We start from the raw sequence: 21570 nt of genomic DNA, 5'->3' as shown, positions 1-21570 counted from the left end.
TTATCATCTTGATTTGAAAAAGTCAACAACTAAATTCAACTTATTTCAAATCATTTGCTTAGCGTTCCTAAGAAGTTTTTCTCTCAAAAACGACCTTGAATATCATATCAAGATTTCTAGCAACGGTCAAGGGCAAAAAGACAAAAAGATTTTCAGTCACGCCTCAGTTCCTTATATATCAAGCATCAAAGAGAAAACATTTTTTTGAGATCAAATAAAAAAACAGTCGCATCTTTAAAAATACGACTGTCAAATTACCGATTAACTTTTTTTACAATTGTGCGATTTAATTTATCCGGTTTCGTAACTAAAGCAAACATGCCACCAAACATGCCAAAGTAATAAGTCAACAATCGCCAGATAAGCATAGCCAGCACTAACTTGCTATTACTGTGAATGAAACTAGAGAAAAGCACATCAAAACTGTACTCCGCGCCACCGGATCCTCCCGGAATAGGGAAAATCGAAATGACCATCACAATTAACACATGTAGAGAAGTCACCATGATCACATTAATGCCAGTATATCCTAAAGACAACATAATGTAATACGGGACTAAATAGTAAAATAAGAGTTGGAAGAAAGTCATGACAAAAACCTTCAAAAGTAATTTCCACTGAGACTTAATACGTACACTTTCAGAATAAAACGTATCCACTTTTTCATCTAAAGAAATTTTCCAAGCTTCATAACGGTCTTTTTTTACAAACCATTTCACCGGAATCATAATCCAGCGAATCAATTTTTTGGTGAAGCTGTGCCAATACATCACTAATAATAGACCCACAATTACCGCAAAATGAATGACAAAGCCAAACACAACGAACAAAGATAAATAGCTCATCTTCTCAGCGATATAATTAAATCCAATCAATAAGCTAAACATAAAATTAATGACAATCATGGCTTGAAAGACAACAAATTTCATTAACAGAACTGAACTAGCACGACCACCTTCAACCCCGCTTTGCATAAGTGCCACCAATTGAGCCGGTTGCCCCCCTGAGGAAAAAGGCGTGATACCATTAAACAATTGTTCGATTAAAGGAATTCGAATCGCATCTCGAAAAGAAAAACGATCACCATTGCTAATCACAAACATTCGTGTAATCAATGCTTCAATCCCGAAATACAGTAACATGCATCCCACTGCCACTAGTAACCACTGCCAATGAATATGGACCATATCATGGACTAATCGATTTAAATTCACATTTCGTAATGAAAACGCGAATATGGCAACACCTAAAAGGATCATGCCAGTCAAAACAATTTTATTCTTTTTTGACATGTACCGAACCTTCTCTCGCCTGTCTCATATAAAAGCCATGCCAGATGTTTGCCAAATGTGCTTCCGAATACTCCTCAGAAGCTTGCTTAGCTTTTTCGTGTAGTTGTGCCAAAGCTTGCGGATTTTGAACCAAATTAGTGATTTGTGTTTGCATTTCAGCCACATTAGCTGCTGGCGCATAAAAGCCTGAAATAATTGCATGGTAAAGGTCTAAGTCGCGCAACAATACTGGTGTGCCACAACTAAAAGCTTCTAGCACTGACATTGGAAATAATTCGTTATAGGAAGGCAATAAGAACAAATTGGCCGCATTGTAATACTTAACTAACTCGCTACGATCCACAATGCCCGTAAACTTCAGATTCTTTGGGGGATTATCAACCACCCTCTTAAGCTCAGTATAGCCATCGGTCATGCGTCCGAATGAGAATCCTCCTGCCCAGATAAATTGAATCTGCGGGTTTTCTTTAGCCAACCGGATAAAGTCCTTCACACCTTTACGTTCTTGCACCTGCCCGATGCCCAAGATAACAAAACGGTCCTGTTCGATCTGCAATAATTCACGGACTTCACGCTTTTGTTTTGATCCCATTTCGTAGAACTCACTTTTGTGCACAAAATTAGGAATATAACTAATTTTATCTTCTGGAATGCCATAAGCAGTTAACTTCGGAATAAAAGTCGGGTTAACTACAACAATGTGATCCATTCGTTTATAAAACGCAATCACATATTTATAAAAAATTGCCCGAAACGGTTGTGGGATCTTCAAACTCCCTTCAATCGTTTCTGGTAAAAAATGGACATAACCAATTTTCCTACCCCGTCCTGGCATAAAAGTAGACAGATAAAATTGGGGATCAATGGTGTGATAATGACTAATTTCAGAACGACTATAGTTATTAATTTTCACGTCAAATTCATCAGGAAAATGAGCTTTGAGCAACGCAATTAGTTCCTCATACGCACTTCCTACACCTTGACCTTTAACCTTCGAGGCCGAAGAAAACATATTAATTCGCAAATCTTTCCCCCCTTAGTCAGAAAAGCTCGAAGACTCTTCATGATCTGCATACAAAACCATTGAATCTTTATAAAACGACACAATCTGTTTGCCAAAATGGTCCGCAGAAATATCATAAAGTTTGCGTTCTCTTGGTTCTGGATCTTCAAAGCTCGCAGGATGTGTTAAATAATTATCAATAAAATGCACAAATTGCTTTTCAGTTTGAAAAGTGACTCCTAAAGAAGGATCATCAAGTAAGTCATCCGTATACGGACTAGATTTAACGACCACTTTAAGCCCTGCGGCCAGCGCCTCAATATAAGTGAGCCCTTGCGATTCAGAATCTGAAGCCGACACAAACAAGTCAGCCATCTGATAAAAACGATAAACAATGTCGTTATCAATTTCACCAGCGAATTTGACATAATCACTAATTTTCAGATCACGAACCTGCTGTTCTAAGCTTTGACGAGCCGGTCCATCCCCCACAATTAACAGCAAACTGTCTGGAGCTTTTGCTAGCACCTTGGGGAATACTTTAATGACTTCTTGAATATTTTTTTCATAGGCCAAACGACTTAAAGAAAGTAGAATTTTCTTTTCTTTTGAAAAACCATACTTTTTACGCCAGTCAATCTCTTCATGTTGGGCATAATGGTTAACATTAACCCCAGTTGGAATCACCCGAATCGGTGCTTTCACACCATACGTATTTAATTTCTTAATCACGCGTTCACTTGGTGCCACAACGCCCGTTAGATGATAACAAAAAGCACGGGTAGCCTGTTTAACGTGATAGGGTCGTAATAAATGACCATTTGCCACATAGTGCAAATAATCTTCATACATTGTGTGGTAGGTATGGACACAGGGTATCTTGAGATTTTTAGCAACAAACTTGCCAATCCAACCAAGCGAGAACTCCGTTTGTGTGTGGACAATATCCAAATTCAATTCTTTTGCGACTTGATAGGCCTTAAAAAGCCCACTTACTGCAATTCTACGGTCAGTAAAAGAGACAAAAGGTATACTTGTAAAGCGAAAGATATTTCTTTCATACACGTTTTTATCCACTTTAGGATCAGTGGTTGTAAAAATATATACTTGATGTCCTTGCTTTTCTAGTTGCTCACGCAATGTCTTAATTGAGGTTGCAACACCACTCACCTGTGGGTAATATGTATCCGTAAAAATTCCAATATTCACAAGTATCCTCCTCAAAAATTGATCTACTTAATCAGCTTAATTATATTGGTTTCGTACGCGTTATGCAAACAACACTAAGATTTAATCCCGTTTCCTAAAAAGCAAAGCATAAGCGTATTAAATAAGTGTGATTGTTCGGCCATCACCACGTGCCCACTCTCTGGCACGACCGCCACTTTTACAAGAGAACTCATCTGCTGTACGGCAAAAGCAAAGTGATAATCAAAGTAAGGACTTTGCTTTCCCGCCACTAGAAGCATCGGTATCTCCAGGTGTTCGATAACATCTCGCCAATCTTGGGTTGCATGGTTCAGTAACAAAGGATAATCAATTTGAGCGTCGAACGGAGCCTCTGTATGAACTTGATTGACTAACGCAAAAGTATCATCATCAATATGTTTAAAAGTCGAACTTCCGAGTGGCTTTTTCAAACGTGACGCAAAAGTTTGCCAATTTAAGCCTTTAAACCCAAATGACCACGTTTCATCGCTAATCATTTTAGGCGATTGATCAACCACCACAATTCTAGTAATTTCACTATCTCCAAAAAGTGAGAGGTAAGCCCATATCACTGCTGCTCCCATAGAATTTCCAATTAACACTTGATTTCTAAGATGCAATGCCTCACCTAATTCATGAACATCAGTCGCCAACCTAGAAAGACGTAACCCCCAGCTGACATGTTGTGAACGACCTTGATTACGAAAATCCAAAGCAATTACCCGAAAGTGTTGGGATAACAACGCTTCTTTTTGTCGGTGCCAGATTTCTTTTGCACCTCCAAAGCCAGTAAGCAGCATCACGGGTTGTCCTTCCCCCTGATCCGTATAATCTAGTCGCACATGATCTGTTGTTTGAAAATTCATATTTTGCCTCACTTTGCCTAATTGCTTTCAGTATAGCAAAAAATCTCTAAGGATTTTTAAACATCCCTAGAGATTTTAAACAAATCTAACTTTTTTACTTAATTGCATCGTGAACAAGTTTGATGACATCCTCGTTCGTTTCTGCTTCAGTAACCGCTTTTTCAGCTAATTTCTTCATTTCATTAGTATCTAAGCGTTTCATCAATGAACGAGTCTTCAAGATTGAAGTAGCACTCATTGAAAATTCGTCCAAACCGAGTCCCATTAAAATTGGAACAGCAGTCTGGTCGCCGGCCATTTCACCACACATACCAGTCCACTTGCCTTCTGCATGAGAAGCATCAATTGTCTTCTTGATAAGACGCAATAAGGATGGATTATATGGTTGATACAAGTAAGAAACCTTTTCATTACCACGATCAGCAGCAAATGAGTACTGAATCAAATCATTTGTTCCAATACTAAAGAAGTCAACGTACTTAGCTAACTTATCTGCAATCATAGCAGCTGCAGGAATTTCCATCATCATACCAACTTGAATGTCATCACCGATCTTTGTTCCAGCTTTAACCATTTTTTGTTTTTCATCTTCAAAAATAGCTTTAGCTTTCTTAAATTCAGCCACAGTTGCAATCATTGGGAACATGATAGCTAACTTACCATAAGCAGATGCCCGCAATAAAGCTCGTAACTGAGTCCGGAAGAGATCTGTTCGATCCAAACTAATTCGGATTGCACGATAGCCCAAGAATGGGTTCATTTCTTCAGGTAGTGGTAGGTATGGTAACTGTTTGTCACCACCAATATCCATGGTACGAACAACAACTTGTTTGCCGTTCATGCCCTCAACAACCTTCTTGTAAGCTTCAAATTGATCATCTTCGCTTGGAAGTTCACTTGCATCCATGTACAAGAACTCAGAACGGAATAAACCAACTGCTTCAGCGCCATTATCAAGCACACCTTTAATATCATCAGGTGTCCCAATATTAGCAGCTAAATCAAAATGAACATTGTCCTTCGAGAAAGTCTTTTCGTCGCGTAATTTTTCCCATTCTGCTTTTTGAGCAACGAAATCCTTTTCCATTTGTTCATATTCAGCAACCTGGTCATCAGACGGATCAACGATGGCAATTCCGTGCATTCCGTCAATGATCACTGTGTCTCCAGATTCAATTGCTGTGGTTGCTTTTTCACTACCAACCACTGCAGGAATTTCCAAAGTCCGTGACATAATAGCGGAATGTGAAGTCCGGCCACCAATATCTGTAATAAATCCCTTAACATACTTACGATCCAATTGAGCTGTATCACTGGGTGTCAAGTCATGAGCCACAACAACAACTTCGGAATCAATGAGTGCTGGGTTAGGTAGTTTAACTCCTAACAAATGACTCATCACACGTTTTGTGACATCGCGAATATCGCCGGCACGTTCTTGCATGTACTGATTATCAGTCATTGCTTCAAACGTTTCAATGAAACCATCGGTAACATCTTTTAAGGCTTGTTCAGCATTTACAGTATCATTTTTGATCTTGTCTTCAATATTACCAATTAATTCTGGATCTGAGAGAATCGTAATGTGAGCTTCAAAAACCTCAGCTTCTTCTTCCCCAAGGTTTTCTGAAGCCTTACTCTTAATTAACTCTAATTCTGATTTAGACGCATCTAAAGCATCATGAAGACGTTTAATTTCAGCATCCGGATCATCAATGGTTTTCTTATCAAATGACAGATCAGGGTCGACAAGCATGTATGCTTTCGCAATTGCAACGCCATCACTGGCAGCAATTCCCTTCAATTCTTTTGCCATTAGTCAGAAAGTCCTTCCTTTTTCATTGTGTCTGCAAGTGCTTCAATAGCTTCTTTTTCATCGTCACCATCGGCAGAAATTGTCACATCAGCATTTTGACCAACGCCTAATGACATTACACCCATGATAGACTTCAAGTTAACTGATTTGTCTTTGTAAGTTAACTTAACATCAGCATTAAATTTGCTTGCTGCCTGTACTAATAAAGTAGCTGGACGAGCATGAATACCTGTTTCTGCAATAACATGAAAGTCACGTGTTTCCATTATAAATCGATCTCCTTTAAAATAATATAAGTTTAGTAAGGGCTTTCTTTTTGAATCGTAAAATAAATAACCATTCATTCTACTAACAATTAAACAGCCTTTCCCATTGATGATAGCAATTTCTCGAAATTATTACAAGCCCTTTCACGAATAAAAACGAAATTATTGCTGACCGTTTTCATTGTTTTCAAAACGGTAAATCACGGTACCGTTACGTTGAGCTTCCCCAATCACTCGCTTGCGTTGGTCGTATTTCATATATATAGGTTGAAATTCATTAAATTCGTCAGCTTCAACTTTTAATTCTTTAATACTCCCCTGACGCAGTTGTTCTAACAAACTTGAAAAATCTCTTGCCATTCACTCACCTACTTTACTGATAAAGTATGTTTAGTTTAGTTGAAAAGATCGAAAAGTTCAAATGTTGGCACTCAACATACTAAAGTGCTAGAATCAATTTTGAGGCTGATAAAGTGGCTTGCGAGTAGACACAATCTCAATTGTGTTTTTGAACATATTACTTGCACAATTTATTTAGCGCGTTATAATATGGTCATGGTCAAAGTTGGTCAAACTTTTAACCTTGACTTTGAAAGGAGACAGCAAGATGCTATGTCAGAATTGTCATAAAAACGAGGCAACCATTCATCTGTACACTAATGTCGATGGACAGCGGCGTCAGATTGATTTATGTCAAAATTGCTATCAACTTCTAAAACAACAAGAAGGTAATAATTTTGGAAATGGAGGTGCTATGAATATGGCACAGGACCCATTTGGATTTGGAAATCTAGACGATATTTTCCGTGCAATGCAAAACGGAAATGTAGAAAGTCCTCAAGGATTCAATCAGCAAGTTCCCCCTACCCAACCGAGTGGCCCAACTGGCAATAACGGCGGCAATCGCCGTAATGGTCAAGGCGGTTTGCTTGGACAATATGGGCTTAATTTAACGGAATTAGCTAAAAAGGGCAAAATTGATCCAGTTATCGGAAGAGACGCAGAAATTTCAAGGGTCATTGAAATTCTCAACCGGCGAACTAAGAATAATCCGGTACTCATCGGTGAAGCTGGTGTTGGTAAAACAGCGGTTGTTGAAGGCTTAGCTGAAAGAATCGTTGCGGGCGATGTCCCACAAAAGTTAATTAATAAGCAAATTATCCGTTTGGATGTGGTCTCTTTAGTTCAGGGAACTGGTATCCGGGGACAATTTGAACAACGGATGCAACAACTCATGAAAGAAGTTGAAAATAATAAAGATTTAATCGTCTTTATTGATGAAATTCATGAAATTGTTGGCGCTGGTAACGCGGAAGGCGGTATGGATGCTGGCAACGTCTTAAAACCAGCTCTAGCACGTGGCGACTTCCAATTAGTTGGTGCAACAACTTTAAACGAATACCGTGATATCGAAAAAGATGCGGCACTTGCTCGACGTTTACAACCCGTTCAGGTTGACGAGCCAAGTGTCAAAGAATCCATTCGAATTTTGCAAGGTATTCAAAAGAAATACGAAGATTATCATCACGTTCATTACACAGACGATGCTATTAAAGCAGCTGCGGAATTATCAAAACGCTACATTCAGGATCGTTTCTTACCTGATAAAGCAATTGACTTACTTGATGAAGCAGGCTCCAAAAAGAACTTGACCATTAATACTGTTGATCCAAATACAATTCAACAAAAGATTGATAATGCTGAAAAATACAAACAAGACGCTTTGAAAGCCGAAGATTATGAAAAAGCGGCTTATTATCGTGATCAAGTCAATAAGCTGGAAAAAACCAAATCTGGTGCAGCTAACCAAGGTGATGTCCCAACAGTTACTGAAAAAGATATGGAAAAGATTATTGAAGAAAAAACTGATATTCCGGTTGGCGAACTTCAAAAACGGGAACAAGAACAACTTCAAAATCTCGGTAAAGATCTTCGCTCGCGAGTGATTGGTCAGGATCAAGCAGTTGAAAAAATTGCACGTGCCATTCGTCGTAACAGAATCGGTCTTAATGGCACTGGTCGTCCAATTGGTTCCTTCCTCTTTGTGGGACCTACTGGTGTGGGGAAAACTGAGCTAGCTAAACAACTGGCTAATGAACTCTTTGGATCAGAAGATGCTATGATTCGATTTGATATGAGTGAATACATGGAGCCACATTCAATTTCTAAATTGATTGGTTCGCCTCCTGGCTATGTTGGCTATGAAGAAGCTGGTCAACTCACAGAACAGGTTCGTCGTCACCCTTACAGCCTCATTTTGCTAGATGAAATTGAAAAGGCTCATCCAGATGTCATGCACATGTTCCTTCAAATTTTGGATGATGGGCGTTTGACAGATTCTCAAGGTCGCACCGTTAGCTTTAAAGATACCATCATTATCATGACTTCAAATGCCGGCACTGGTGATGTTGAAGCTGATGTTGGTTTTGGTGCTGCTGCTGAAGGCAAGACACATTCTGTTCTCGATAAATTGGGTAACTACTTCAAACCAGAATTTTTGAATCGTTTCGATGATATTGTGGAATTCAATTCGCTCACTAAGGAAAACTTAATGAAGATTGTTGACTTGATGATTGGCAATGTAAACAAGATGTTGGCTGTCCAAGGCCTCCATGTTCATGTGACAGAACCAGTTGAAGAGAAATTGGTCACATTAGGTTATAATCCTAAGATGGGTGCGCGTCCTTTACGTCGTGTCATTCAGGAACAGATTGAAGACCGTATCGCTGATTACTATCTAGATCATCCCGATGCAAAGAAATTAGTCGCTAAAATTTCGGATGGCGATATCACCTTAGCCGTCGAAAACAAAGCAGACGAACAACCTGAAGAAAAAAAGTAAAAACGTCATAAAAATAGTCCAATTGAATTTCAACGAATTCAACTGGACTATTTTTTATGCTGTCTCTTATTTATCAGACGATGACGAGGATGAGGAACTGCTACTTGAAGACTCATTTTTCAGCTCCGGAGCATCAGTCTTATAAAGATCCAAGGTCGATTTACCTTTATTTTTCTTCAACAGACTTGTAGGTTCCTTTTCTTGTGCCTCACTTAATTGTTTTAAGCCAGCCGATTTTTTGTAGTTATAATCTGATTTATCGACGGTTTTAAACCAACTATGCTTTGAGAAACGCAGCAAGTCCCCATTAATCACAGAATCTGACAAAGAAAGTTCTTGGTTCACGTAATCCTGAATTTCGGCCACCTCTTTTTTCTCAGTAGCCGTTTTTTCAGTAATTTGTTGCCCTGTTTTCGTAAAGTACAAGTCATTCCCATACTTGGTATACTTAGCAGAGACAAAGTTACCATCCCGAAAAGCCACGATTTGGTTACGATTCTTGGCTAACAAATCTTGTCCAAATTGAATGGCACCCGAGTTATTGACACCAAGTAAATTCATAATTGTTGGCATCACATCAATTTCTCCACCATACGTGTGGTTCACTCCACCCTTTAGCCCAGGCATGTGAATCATAAATGGTACCTTTTGGAACATTGCTAAATTGTAATTATCAATCTGATCCAGGCCAAGAATTTTAGCAATGGCCGCCTTATGATTATTAGAAATCCCATAGTGATCCCCGTATAGAACTAACATACTGTTCTTCTCTAGACCCGATTTTTTAAGGTAACTCAACAGTTCCCCAATTGATTGATCTAAATAATGCGCAGTTTGAACGTACGGATCTACTGTTGGATCTCCAGTATCCCAAGCCTTAATTGAAGCATCTTTCTTAGAAATCAAATAAGGATAATGATTAGAAACTGTAATTAGTTTTGCATAGAATGGTTGCGGAAGCTGTTCCACATACTGCATGGCATCTTTCAAAAAGATCTTATCTTTCATGCCATAACCACTCACATAACCTGGTTTGATTTTGTAGTATTCCTTACTAAAGAAATATTGATAACCAAATGATTTATAGGCATTGTCCCGATTCCAGAAACTAGGAACATCCCCGTGGAATGACGCCGTGGAATAGCCGCTCTGATCTAGAATGGCGGGCACACTTTGAAAAGTATTGCTTGTCCCATCCATAACCATTGCTGAACCTTCAGCTAAGCCAAACAAGGAATTTTCTAACATCATTTCCGCGTCTGCCGTTTTACCTTGACCCACTTGGTTAAAGAAATTATCAAAACTCAACGTATCTTTTTGATGATACAGCTTGTTTAAATTAGGTGTAATTTCTTGTCCGTCCCATTTCTTATCAATGACAAACTGCTGCAAACTCTCTAAATGGATGACAAAAACATTTTTTCCCTTTGCCACTCCTTTGTACTGAATGTCTGAAGAAACGTGATGTTCTTTTAAAAACTTCTCTACCGGTTTAAGTTGATTATCAGAAGCTTTTGATTTCTGTTCACTATTTTGATACGTCTTAATTGCATCATACGCTGTATACGTTTGTAGTCCCAAGTACTTGACGATATAGTTATTATCAAAAGTTCGTGTCAGTAAACCAGAACGATTACTATAAGCCATCCCCAAGTTCACGCCAAAAACGCCGACTGATAAAATAGTGGTCGCAAACGCATAGCGAATTTTAAAAGGCGTATTATCAATCTTAATGAATCTGATGGCTAACAGGAGCACGATTACAGCAACATCGACGAAGACTAAAAAATCGGTCCCACGCATGATTCCCATTAAACTTTTCCCCAGATTATCTGAGGTAGAGCCAGATCCCTTAATCAAATTAAACGTAATAAAATCCGAAAATTCTCGATAGTAGAGGATATTCGCAAATAGCCACGTTGATAAGATTGCATCCATGAGGATCATCCACCAATAGGCCCACTTTCCTCGGAAATATAACCCAATTCCAAAAAGAAAAAGCGCGGTGGCAATCGGCGAGATGGCTAGAATTAGCTCCTGCATATGTCCTTGCACACCTAAACTAAACTTCATTTGGTAGGCCATGTAAGATTTGATACAAAACAGAACAACGGCGAACAAGAAAAATCCAAACCGAGTATTCAATCCTCGACGGATCTTATGCCACGCTTGACTCATAGTTGAACCTCCATTACACATCAACAGATAAATTTGAACAAAAAATGCCGTTCATAAACTAAATAAGTATAACTGAAAATTAGTATTTTTAATAGGGCTTTCCGTTTCATTTATGCATATTTTAGATAACTTTAAACACCATTAAAGAAATAATTCACAAAAAGAGGGTAATTCCGCTCAAAATTCGGATTTACCCCATTTTTTTATAGCTTAGCTGTTAATTCCACCTTAGGGTATTTACCCTTGAACCAGCGCTCAGCAAATTCATTCTCAAATAAGAACAATGGGTTACCTGCTCGATCCTTAACCAACAGATTTCGTGAAGATGACATTCTTTCATCCAACTGCTCTGGATTAATCCAGCGAGCAATTTTTTTGCCCATGGGTTCCATTACAACTTCAGAATGGTACTCATTTAACATTCTAAACTGGAAAACTTCAAATTGTAGTTGCCCAACTGCTCCCAGAATGTAGTCACCAGTATTGAAGTTCGTGTACAACTGAACCGCACCCTCTTGAACCAACTGTTGGATACCTTTATGGAATGACTTTTGTTTCATCACATTTTTGGCTGTCACGTGCACAAATAGTTCTGGCGTAAACTGTGGCAGTTTCTCAAATTGAACATCGTGTTTTCCCGAATAAATGGTATCCCCAATTTGAAAATTACCTGTGTCATATAAACCAACAATGTCCCCTGCCACAGCTGTTTCCACCGTATGGCGCGCATCAGCCATAAACTGAGTCGAATTCGATAGACGAATCACTTTACCTGTTCGGTGCAAAGTAACATCCATCCCGCGATCAAATTCACCCGAACAAATACGGACAAACGCAATTCGATCCCGATGATTAGGATTCATATTAGCCTGAATTTTGAAGATAAAACCGGAAAATTGTTCAGCATCTGGTTCTATTTTTTCTTCATTTTCATCAATGTGTGCGGCTGGTGATGGCGCATATTGCAAATACGTGTCTAAGAAAGTTTTAACCCCGAAATTAGCTAAAGCCGACCCGAAAAACACAGGAGTCAGATCACCGGAAGCCACTTTTTGTGCGTCAAAATCATTTCCTGCCTCGTCTAGCAATTCCATGTCACCTTGCGCATCTTGATAAGTACTATCTTCGGTTAACGGATATTCACTAGATAACTGGCCATTTTCATCTAATGGCAAATACTGATTACCTTGGGCATCCTTATGGTATAACACCACACGGTGGTTGTAGCGATCGTATAACCCTTGTAATCCTTTCCCCATACCAATAGGCCAGTTCATTGGATATGCGTCAATGCCCAAAACTTCTTCCAATTCATTTACAAGATCCAGCGGTTCACGACCATCGCGATCTAATTTATTCATAAACGTAAAGATTGGAATCCCACGCATTTTACAAATTTGAAATAATTTTTTGGTCTGCGGTTCAATACCTTTGGCAGAATCAATAACCATGACTGCAGAATCAACAGCCATCAAAGTCCGGTACGTATCTTCAGAAAAATCCTCATGTCCTGGGGTATCTAGAATATTGATTCGCTTGCCTTGATAATCAAATTGCATGACTGAACTAGTTACAGAAATACCACGTTTCTTTTCAATTTCCATCCAGTCTGACTTCGCATAATTACCGGATTTACGTGCTTTAACCGTCCCAGCTTCGCGAACCACACCTCCAAAAAGCAAAAGTTGCTCAGTGATGGTGGTTTTCCCCGCATCAGGATGAGAAATAATGGCAAAAGTTCGCCGCTTGGCCACTGCCTGATCTAATTTTGTTTCGTTCATAACTACCTTCCCTACTTTTAATCTTTTTTAGTTACAGTTATTTGAAATAATTTGTGTCTATTTACAGCACACTGCTCACATTGGATTCGCCCATCTCTTCTAATTTACAGTTATACAAAAAACTGGAGGATGCACTCCCCCAGCTCCCATTAAATCCTTATTTTTCGTCGTCACCTGCAAGACCTAGGTCACGTTTAATTTTGGTTGTTGAAATGCCTTCAGTTCTTGGGAGGTAAATGACTTCACAGTAATCCTTCAGAAAATCAAATTTGCCTTTCCAATCATCACCCATGACAAAAGTATCGATATGCCGTTCTTGAACATCTTTGATTTTTTGGTCCCAACCCTTTTCAGGAATCACTTCATCTACATAACGGATAGCTTCCAAAATGTATTTACGATCTTCATAACTTGTATAAGCTTTTTTACCTTTGAGGGCATTAAACTCATCAGTTGATACACAAACTGTCAAATGATCGCCCAATGCTCTGGCACGTTTAAGCAAGCGAATATGTCCCTTATGCAATAAATCAAAAGTGCCATAAGTAATTACCTTTTTCAATGTTCTTTCTCCTAAGACTTTTATATTAAAATACTTCCCAATATTACCACATATAGGCCCACTCATTCCAGTATATTCAGCATTTCACACGAACTTTAAATGAAAATAAACTATTCCTCGTTATTTAAAATCCAAATATGATAAATAAATTCGACAATCACTTTCACAACTGCATAGGCTGGAATAGCTAAAATCATACCAGGAATTCCCGCAATCTTACCTGCTGCCAACAATAAAATAATGATCGTTAACGGATGCACTTGTAAGCTGCGACCAATGATATTGGGATAGATCAAGTTGCCATCCACCTGTTGCACAATCAACACGACCACAATCACCCAAATTACCTGCATAGGTGAGACTGTTAAAGACACCAACAGCGCCGGGAAAATACCAATATACGGCCCAATGTAAGGCACAATATTAGAAATTCCGGCAATCACGCCCAACAACAAGGCATAAGGTTGCCCAATAATCATGTAACCAATGGCTGTAAATGTCCCCACAAACAAACATTCGAGTACTTGTCCACTAATATAAGAAGACAACGTCGCACTCATTTTATTAAATAGCTCCACAATTGTATCTGCATTTTTTGGTGGTAACGCTCGTTTAATACTTGGCATAAGCTTCCATCCGTCCTTGAGCATGTAAAACAGCATCACTGGAACCGTAATGATAACCACAGTCACACTAGTAATCGTTGCGATAAGCGTACCAATACTACTAGTCATCGTACTTAAAATAGACTGCGCATAGGTCCCCACAGAGGCGTTCATCTTTTTAATGTAAGGATCCAAATCAACATTTTTTATCCAGTCTGAATGCTCAACAAAATGCTGGGATTCCGTTTGTAGGTTATTAGCAATCGCCGGCAAATTCGAAATCAATTGTGCGATTTGGTTTATTAGCCGTGGAATCATCCATCCCAATGCATAGCCAATCACACCGAAGAGCAGTAAAAATACGATAACCACGGCCCACGTATGATTAACATGAAATTTCTTGATCTTAACTTTTTCAATTAATTTCACCAACGGATTCAACAGGTAAAATAAAAATCCTGATAAAATTATCGGCACGAACACCGTTGAAATAAAGGTCCCAATTGGTGCAAACAAGAAATTAATCTTTGTACAGACATAAATTAAAGTCGCCACAATTAAAAGCTCTAGTGACCAAAATAATAATGGCGACCTCCTAATTTTGTCAAACATAGCACAACTCCCTTTAGCTGCTAAGCCTAAGCTTAACGCCACATTTTCATAATGTTTTCATTATAACTTATTTCTCTCAATTACAATAATTAAATGAAGTTTTCTGGACATGATTTTTCATTTGCTTTCCCTTAAAGCCCGGCACCCCTCAATAGCTTTATAAACACAAACTGGCAACATCTGAGACGTCCTCAGGTGTTGCCAGTTGTCTTTATTACAGAACTAGGGTCGCCATAGTCGATCCCACTATTGCCACGATCAAAAATCAACGCTGGTTATTGCGCTGAACAAGTTCTTGATAACGACGATACCAGATGTTAATAAACTCATCAGAAAACGGTCCAATCCCCGCATCAATCCACTCTATCAAATTTAGTACACTTGCGCGCACGATCTGATCCGTATCTTTAGGATAATGCCACCGATGACTAAAACGCTCATACTCATCAACATCCAGTAACTTCCGATCCCCATTTGGATAGACTTTCACATCTAAATCGTAATCAATATATTTTAATGCCTCTTCATCCAATACATAGGGTGAAGCAATATTACAATAATTTGATACGCCACCTTTGCGAATCATGGTTACCACGTTAAACCAATAATCTTTATGAAAATAAACTATCGCTGGCTCACGAGTTACCCATCGTCTCCCATCGTCTTCAATCACAAGTGTATGGTCATTACACCCAATAAACTCGTCATCGCTATTCTTTAATACCATTGTATCGCGCCACGTACGATGCAAGCTGCCATCGTGTTTATAACTTTTGATCGCAATGTAGTCCCCAGCTCTGGGTTTCTTCGACTTGCGATTCATTTATGACACAGCTTTCCAATTCTGAAAGTTTTAATAACTTAGAATTCCACTAGTCATTATATCAAAAAAGGCCAAGAGACGAAAGAATGTCCCCTGATCCTTTACACCTAATAAGCCCCCGCCATTAGTTGTTGATAAATAAAGTGGCATTGCTTCACCAAATTTGGGGTCTTACGGTGATAATTGCTCAGCATAATCACTGCGTTTTGCCCATTTTTACTGATCATCATGCCGCTTTCTTCGCCATAACCCAATCCATGACTCCAATAGCTGTTCGCCGAAGCCTGATATAAACCACCCGCATATCCCTTTTTATTTCCCGCAGCATCATGCAAAATCTGTGCGCTTTGCCACGTAATTAAGCCACCTTGAAGGATGTTTTTGGTTGCCTTGTAGAAATCAGCAGTGTTCATATAAACATTGCCCGTTGCCAATTCATTATGCTGGTTTGCTGGCGATTCATGAAAAGGATATAAATAATTCACAGTCGTTTCGCGCAATGATTTGTTGTGATACGGCGTGGACAACCATTTGGCCCGACTGGCTAGCATCACAAAACCCGTATGATGAAGTCGCAAAGGCTTTATAAGGTGTGTTTGAAATAGTTGGTAATAAGATTTATGGGTGACCTGCTGTAAAACGCCCGCTAAAAGTGTGAAGTTCACCGGTTGATAAGACCATTGATGGTTCAACGTTGAAACAAAGCGGACATGATGGATTGCATAATCTACAACTGCATGTCCCGAAAGTGAACGTGTCGAATACTTTCTGATCCGTAAGCCAGTCATCATATTTAACATCATCCGAATCGTAATTTGTTCAGATCCCGGTACCTCTGGATAATATTTGGCTAGTCGATCTGTCAGTTTTATTCTACCAGCCTGAATTTGCTGCATCACTAGTGTCGCCGTTAAGGATTTTTGCATAGATAAAATCTGATATTCTGACTGAGCATTATTCAAGCCCTGACGCTGAAAATTGGCATAGCCATAGCCCTGATTATATATTTGTTGACCATTTCTCACTAACAAGATTGTTCCCACAAATTTGTTTTCACCAATCACTGGATTTAACGCTCTTTTGATACGCCGTTTTTGTGGGGTTAGAGGTGGTTGGTTCAAAATCAGGCGTTGCGGCTTAAACGTCTTTGGCACTAATTTTCGGGCAGGAATGTGCTTGGTAGATTCACTAAAAAACGTGGGATCACTCACCTGCATCACCCGATAATTATGATAAGAAAATCCGATTGCACCTAAAATGACTGCTACCAAAAAGCCCACAAAAATAAGCCTTCCTAAATATTTTTTCATTGTGACTAGCCCCCATAAAATGCTGTTACTTAAAACTTACTGCGAATCAACTTGCTGATCTAACAAACGATTAATATCATCTGATTGAAAACCTTTACTATATAAAGTACGTTTGGTACGTAATTTTCTTTGCATAAACGGATAGCGTCGATTCCGGTGCCAAACTTTGGTAAATTCATTTTGTAGTTTTTCGTCTTCTAACTCTGGATTCATTTCAAAATGCGTTTTAGCCAAAATTTGTGTAATGACATCCCCAGAAAAACCTTTCGTCATCAATCCCTGTCGTACCTTTTGTTTCATTTTCGAAACAGGATCTCGTCGATAACGATGACTTAATTTTTCTGCAATCTCTACTCCGTTTTCAACCTGCTGCTCTTCTGGATATTCACGCAGGCCTTCATCAATATCGTTTTCAAGGACCCCCTTAGCACGTAAATTGCGCCGAATGACAATCGGTCCCTTATCAGAAGTTCTGGCCATTGTTCTCACATAACTGCCAGCATACTGTAAATCATTGACTAAATTTAAGCCGCGTAATTTTTTCAGTGTAGCTTCAATGGTGGTTTCCGGGATTTCATTTTCTTGCAGTTTCTGTTTAATTTCTTTTTCAGTTCGTAAATGGCCGGATAAAAATGCTAACGCCCGTGTATAGGCTTTAGAAACATCATCTGCTGCTAGAATTTTTGCTTGAAGCTGGTCATCAATCTCCATTCCCTTAAAGATACGAAATTTAATCATCACGTCTTCACTAATAGGAAACGCATAGTGATCGTCTAAAAAAACGTTGTATCGTCCCTGCCTTTTTTGAGCTGTAATTTTGGTTACTTTTGGAAGTACTTGTTTATCTGTCATTCTTGCCTCCTGACGGAATTAATTCACTAAATGCGGTTTGTCTGCTATAATTCTTTAGGACTTATATGGAAAAGAGGAACTCACATGCCAACTGCAAAGGTTGTTTTTGCAACGATTACTGGAAATAACGAAGATTGTGCGGACATCATCACCGAAGCACTTGAAGATTTGGGCGTGCAGGTTGATGAATCCGAAATCTCTCAAACAGATGCCGCCGAATTTGAAGACTACGATATTTGCGTCGTTGTCCCTTATACTTATGATGAAGGTGCCTTACCTGAGGAAGGCCTAGACTTCTATGAGGAGCTTCCCGATTTAGACCTTAATGGCAAAATCTTTGGGGTCGCTGGTTCAGGTGACGTTTTTTACGAAGAGTTCTATTGTGTGGCCGTCGATGCATTCGGCAAGGCTTTTCAAAAAGCACATGCCTCACAAGGTGCTGAACCCGTTAAAATCAACTTAGCTCCCGAATCAGAAGAAGACTTAGCGCAACTGGATACCTTCGCCAAAAAACTCGTCGATAGTTATGAAGCTGCACAAAAGTAGAAAAAGATTGGAACCTAAACGTTTCAATCTTTTTTTATTTGCGTTTGTTTAAATATAATCAACTTACTGAAAACATAGTTCACAATTACCACCACAATGTTATCCACTAATTTAGTTAAAATTTCGTTTTGGTGTAGCAAAGAAACACCCACCCACATAATCACAACTTCCATAAAGTAGCTTAGGAGTCGGAAAAAGAAAAACGAACCTAATTCTCGCCAAAAAGCATACCAAGTCGTGTAATGTGAACTAAATACCCAAACTTTATTTGTAAAAAAGGCCACTAAAACTGACAAAACCCACGCAATGGCGGTGCCAATCTGATAATTCCAATCTGTCGTAAATTCAATGATCGTAAAAGTACCAATATTAACGGCTGTCGTCAACGCGCCAAACACCAAATAAAGAATGACGGCCTGATTTTTTTTAATTAAAGCTTTCACTTATTCGTAACTCCACTATCTTTAAATTTTTGTTCAAGGAAATCAAGAATATATGTGGCTGCATGCCCATCACCGTATGGATTCTTGGCATCGGCCATTTGTGTATAGATCTCCGGCTTGTCTAGCAAGTCTTCCATCGCTCGCTGCACTATTTTAGGATCTGTACCCACTAACTTCAACGTCCCAGCGGTTACCCCTTCTGGGCGCTCGGTTTCATCACGCAAGACTAAGACCGGCTTGCCTAGGGATGGGGCTTCTTCTTGAACGCCGCCAGAGTCAGTCATAATAAAATAGCTACGCGCTGATAGGTTATGAAAATCAACCACATCTAGTGGCTCAATTAAATGAATACGGTTGTCATCGCCCAGCTCTTCGCGGGCAGCTTGTTGGACCTTGGGACTCAGATGAACGGGATAAATTACTTCGACATCTTTGTGCGTATCGACAACCTGTTTAATGGTACGAAAGACGCGCCGCATCGGCTCGCCCTGATTTTCGCGCCGGTGCATGGTCAACAGAACTAATCGATGATTTGGAGCAACTAAATCTAAAACGGCATGATGGTAATGTTCACTCACCGTTTCATGTAAGGCATCAATAGCTGTGTTTCCCGTAATGGCAATGTTAGTTTCCGGATGATGTTCCTTTAACAAATTTTCCTTGCTTAGTGTGGTAGGCGCAAAATAAAAATCAGCCAGCACATCCGTTAATTGACGGTTCATTTCTTCCGGATATGGCGAATACTTATCCCACGTTCGTAATCCCGCTTCCACGTGCCCTAAGGGAATTTGATTGTAAAAAGCGCTGATGCTAGCTGCAAAAGTAGTCGTGGTATCTCCATGAACGAGAATCACATCCGGCCGGACTTCTTGAATGATGGTATCCAGTTTATTTAAAACCCGACTGGTAATTTGGCTTAAAGTTTGATTCGGTTTCATAATATTCAAATCATAATCGGGGCTAATTTTAAAAATTTCTAAAACTTGGTCTAACATTTCACGATGCTGGGCTGTCACAACAGTAATGGCTTCAAATTCAGCCGGACGCTTATGCATCTCTAAAATAATGGGTGCCATTTTTATGGCTTCTGGGCGGGTCCCAAAAATCGTCATCACACGTAATTTTTTCAAAATGTGCCTCCTATTGATTAGTTATGGAAAATGGGATGCCACCCACTTTTAAGCTTCCCAATTAGTATAACGCGCCGAAGGGGAATATTTAAGCCCTAAAAATCTCAAACTAGTTTTAATGATTTGTGCAGAGGCCTGTGCTACGATAGATTCACTTAATAAGGAGGTTTTCTCTATGAATAAAACTACTTTTGAACAAAACTTAAAAAAGTATGCCAATCTCATTACCCAAGTTGGGGTCAATGTCCAACCCGGACAAACCGTTGTCCTCTCAGCAAGCATTGACCAAGCCCAACTTGTTCACCTGATTACTAGTTCTGCCTATCGTTTAGGTGCTCAAGAAGTGATTGTGGATTGGACCGATACAGAGACTAATCGACAATTCTTACGTCATGCTCCCGAAAGTCGCTTAAAAGAAGAGCCGGCTTATGTGGGGCAACGTGCCCAACAATTAGCTGATAAACGAGTAAGTCGCATTTCTTTAATTTCAGCTGATCCCAACGCACTTGCTGGCATCGACAGTCAGCGGATTGCCATGCATAATCAAGCCATCGGTAAGGCTCGTGCGCCAATTATGAAAGTGACGACCAATAATGACATTAGTTGGCTCGTGGTTTCTGCTGCCGGCATCCCGTGGGCCGAAAAAGTCTTTTCTGACCTTCATGGTCAAGCTGCAGCTGATCGGCTTTGGACAGAAATTTTCAAAACCACGCTGGTAGACCAACCAGATCCTGTAGCTGCTTGGCAAACTAAAATTGCAGAACTTAATCAACACGCTGATTGGTTGAACGCCCAACAATTCGATGAACTCCACTATCAAAGCTCTAAAACAAATCTTCGCGTTGGCCTACCTAAAAATCATATTTGGGAGGCGGCTGGGAGTCACGATGCACAAGGTAATTTCTTTGTACCTAACATGCCTACTGAAGAAGTATTTACAGCGCCTGATAATCGTCGCATTGATGGTATCGTCGTTTCGACACGTCCGTTAAGCTACGGCGGCACAATTTTAAAGGATCTTCAGTTAACGTTTAAAGCTGGTCAGGTGATTAACGCCCAAGCTGGCCAGGGTGAAGACGTTTTGAATCATTTGTTAGATACGGATGCCGGTTCACGCTCCCTTGGTGAAGTATCTCTAGTGCCTGATCAATCCCCAATTTCACAGTCAGGAATCGTTTTTTTCAATACTTTATTTGATGAAAATGCTTCTGATCACATGGCACTAGGACAAGCCTATCCTTTCAATCTGGCAAATGGCACCAAAATGACGCCTGAACAATTAGCAGCACATGGCATCAACAATAGCCAGGTGCACGTCGATTTCATGGTCGGTTCCAACCAAATGAACATCGATGGCATTAAAGCTGATGGAACCGTGATTCCTATTTTTAGAGATGGTAATTGGGTAAACTAAAACAGCTTATAACTAAAAAA

General features: G+C 39.5%; 20 protein-coding genes. 4 read left to right on the top strand and 16 right to left on the bottom strand.

Features of this window, described 5'->3' with window-relative positions; translation table 11 throughout:
- On the top strand, positions 1–208 hold a 208-nt coding region (locus IV80_RS10200), incomplete at its 5' end, for a hypothetical protein (protein ID WP_236699584.1).
- 46 nt (positions 209–254) lie between these two features.
- Here IV80_RS10200 and IV80_RS06885 read toward each other — a convergent pair.
- The 7 genes from IV80_RS06885 to IV80_RS06855 form a co-directional block, all read right to left on the bottom strand.
- Entirely contained in the window at positions 255–1292 is a 1038-nt protein-coding gene (locus IV80_RS06885) for a lysylphosphatidylglycerol synthase transmembrane domain-containing protein (protein ID WP_057751420.1), read from the bottom strand.
- On the bottom strand, positions 1276–2304 hold the full coding sequence (locus IV80_RS06880) for a glycosyltransferase family 4 protein (protein WP_057751439.1): 1029 nt from the start codon (positions 2302–2304) through the stop codon (positions 1276–1278). Before IV80_RS06880 ends, IV80_RS06885 begins: the two co-directional genes overlap by 17 nt.
- Positions 2305–2328: 24 nt before the next feature.
- Positions 2329–3504, bottom strand: a complete 1176-nt coding sequence (locus IV80_RS06875) for a glycosyltransferase family 4 protein (protein ID WP_057751417.1) — start codon at positions 3502–3504, stop codon at positions 2329–2331.
- 74 nt (positions 3505–3578) lie between these two features.
- Complete coding sequence (locus IV80_RS06870) at positions 3579–4370, bottom strand: alpha/beta fold hydrolase (protein ID WP_057751414.1); 792 nt, start codon at positions 4368–4370, stop codon at positions 3579–3581.
- A gap of 94 nt (positions 4371–4464) precedes the next feature.
- Positions 4465–6186, bottom strand: coding sequence for a phosphoenolpyruvate--protein phosphotransferase (gene ptsP, locus IV80_RS06865; protein ID WP_057751412.1), 1722 nt, complete (start codon positions 6184–6186; stop codon positions 4465–4467).
- Positions 6186–6452, bottom strand: coding sequence for a phosphocarrier protein HPr (locus IV80_RS06860; RefSeq protein ID WP_057751410.1), 267 nt, complete (start codon positions 6450–6452; stop codon positions 6186–6188). Before IV80_RS06860 ends, ptsP begins: the two co-directional genes overlap by 1 nt.
- 162 nt (positions 6453–6614) lie before the next feature.
- Positions 6615–6812, bottom strand: coding sequence for an uS8 family ribosomal protein (locus IV80_RS06855; protein WP_057751408.1), 198 nt, complete (start codon positions 6810–6812; stop codon positions 6615–6617).
- 247 nt (positions 6813–7059) lie between these two features.
- Between IV80_RS06855 and IV80_RS06850 the strand changes: the two genes are divergently transcribed.
- Positions 7060–9294 (top strand): ATP-dependent Clp protease ATP-binding subunit, encoded by a 2235-nt coding sequence (locus IV80_RS06850; protein WP_057751405.1) that lies wholly within the window; start codon positions 7060–7062, stop codon positions 9292–9294.
- Between the two features lie 66 nt (positions 9295–9360).
- Here IV80_RS06850 and IV80_RS06845 read toward each other — a convergent pair whose 3' ends face one another.
- From IV80_RS06845 to recX, 7 genes are all read right to left on the bottom strand, one after another.
- Positions 9361–11472: an LTA synthase family protein gene (locus IV80_RS06845; protein ID WP_057751404.1), complete on the bottom strand. Its 2112-nt coding sequence runs from the start codon at positions 11470–11472 to the stop codon at positions 9361–9363.
- A gap of 203 nt (positions 11473–11675) precedes the next feature.
- Positions 11676–13253: a peptide chain release factor 3 gene (locus IV80_RS06840; protein ID WP_057751402.1), complete on the bottom strand. Its 1578-nt coding sequence runs from the start codon at positions 13251–13253 to the stop codon at positions 11676–11678.
- 157 nt (positions 13254–13410) lie between these two features.
- On the bottom strand, positions 13411–13815 hold the full coding sequence (tagD, locus tag IV80_RS06835; RefSeq protein ID WP_057751399.1) for a glycerol-3-phosphate cytidylyltransferase: 405 nt from the start codon (positions 13813–13815) through the stop codon (positions 13411–13413).
- A 110-nt stretch (positions 13816–13925) separates the two neighbouring features.
- Entirely contained in the window at positions 13926–15032 is a 1107-nt protein-coding gene (locus IV80_RS06830; RefSeq protein ID WP_057751397.1) for an AI-2E family transporter, read from the bottom strand.
- Between the two features lie 265 nt (positions 15033–15297).
- Entirely contained in the window at positions 15298–15855 is a 558-nt protein-coding gene (locus IV80_RS06825; RefSeq protein WP_057751395.1) for a DUF402 domain-containing protein, read from the bottom strand.
- A gap of 107 nt (positions 15856–15962) precedes the next feature.
- Positions 15963–17165 (bottom strand): serine hydrolase domain-containing protein, encoded by a 1203-nt coding sequence (locus tag IV80_RS06820; RefSeq protein WP_057751393.1) that lies wholly within the window; start codon positions 17163–17165, stop codon positions 15963–15965.
- A gap of 36 nt (positions 17166–17201) precedes the next feature.
- The gene (recX, locus tag IV80_RS06815; RefSeq protein ID WP_057751391.1) at positions 17202–18017 is read right to left on the bottom strand and encodes a recombination regulator RecX; all 816 of its coding nucleotides are present in this window, start codon (positions 18015–18017) and stop codon (positions 17202–17204) included.
- 84 nt (positions 18018–18101) lie between these two features.
- On the opposite strand from recX, the gene IV80_RS06810 reads away from it, so the two are divergent.
- Complete coding sequence (locus IV80_RS06810; RefSeq protein ID WP_057751389.1) at positions 18102–18563, top strand: flavodoxin; 462 nt, start codon at positions 18102–18104, stop codon at positions 18561–18563.
- Positions 18564–18586: 23 nt separating this feature from the next.
- Here the strand turns inward: IV80_RS06810 and IV80_RS06805 are convergent, their stop codons facing one another.
- Both IV80_RS06805 and wecB read right to left on the bottom strand, forming a co-directional pair.
- Entirely contained in the window at positions 18587–19006 is a 420-nt protein-coding gene (locus IV80_RS06805) for a GtrA family protein (protein WP_057751386.1), read from the bottom strand.
- Positions 19003–20118 (bottom strand): non-hydrolyzing UDP-N-acetylglucosamine 2-epimerase, encoded by a 1116-nt coding sequence (wecB, locus tag IV80_RS06800; RefSeq protein WP_057751436.1) that lies wholly within the window; start codon positions 20116–20118, stop codon positions 19003–19005. Before wecB ends, IV80_RS06805 begins: the two co-directional genes overlap by 4 nt.
- Positions 20119–20311: 193 nt before the next feature.
- Here wecB and IV80_RS06795 point away from each other — a divergent pair, with 193 nt between their 5' ends.
- Positions 20312–21550, top strand: coding sequence for an aminopeptidase (locus IV80_RS06795; protein WP_057751384.1), 1239 nt, complete (start codon positions 20312–20314; stop codon positions 21548–21550).
- Positions 21551–21570: the final 20 nt, after the last annotated feature.

This window comes from Pediococcus cellicola (assembly GCF_001438655.1).
In the GTDB taxonomy this organism is placed as follows: Bacteria; Bacillota; Bacilli; order Lactobacillales; family Lactobacillaceae; genus Pediococcus; species Pediococcus cellicola.
The sequence above is the reverse complement of the archived record's forward strand: the minus strand, read 5'-3'. Positions and strand labels throughout refer to the sequence as shown.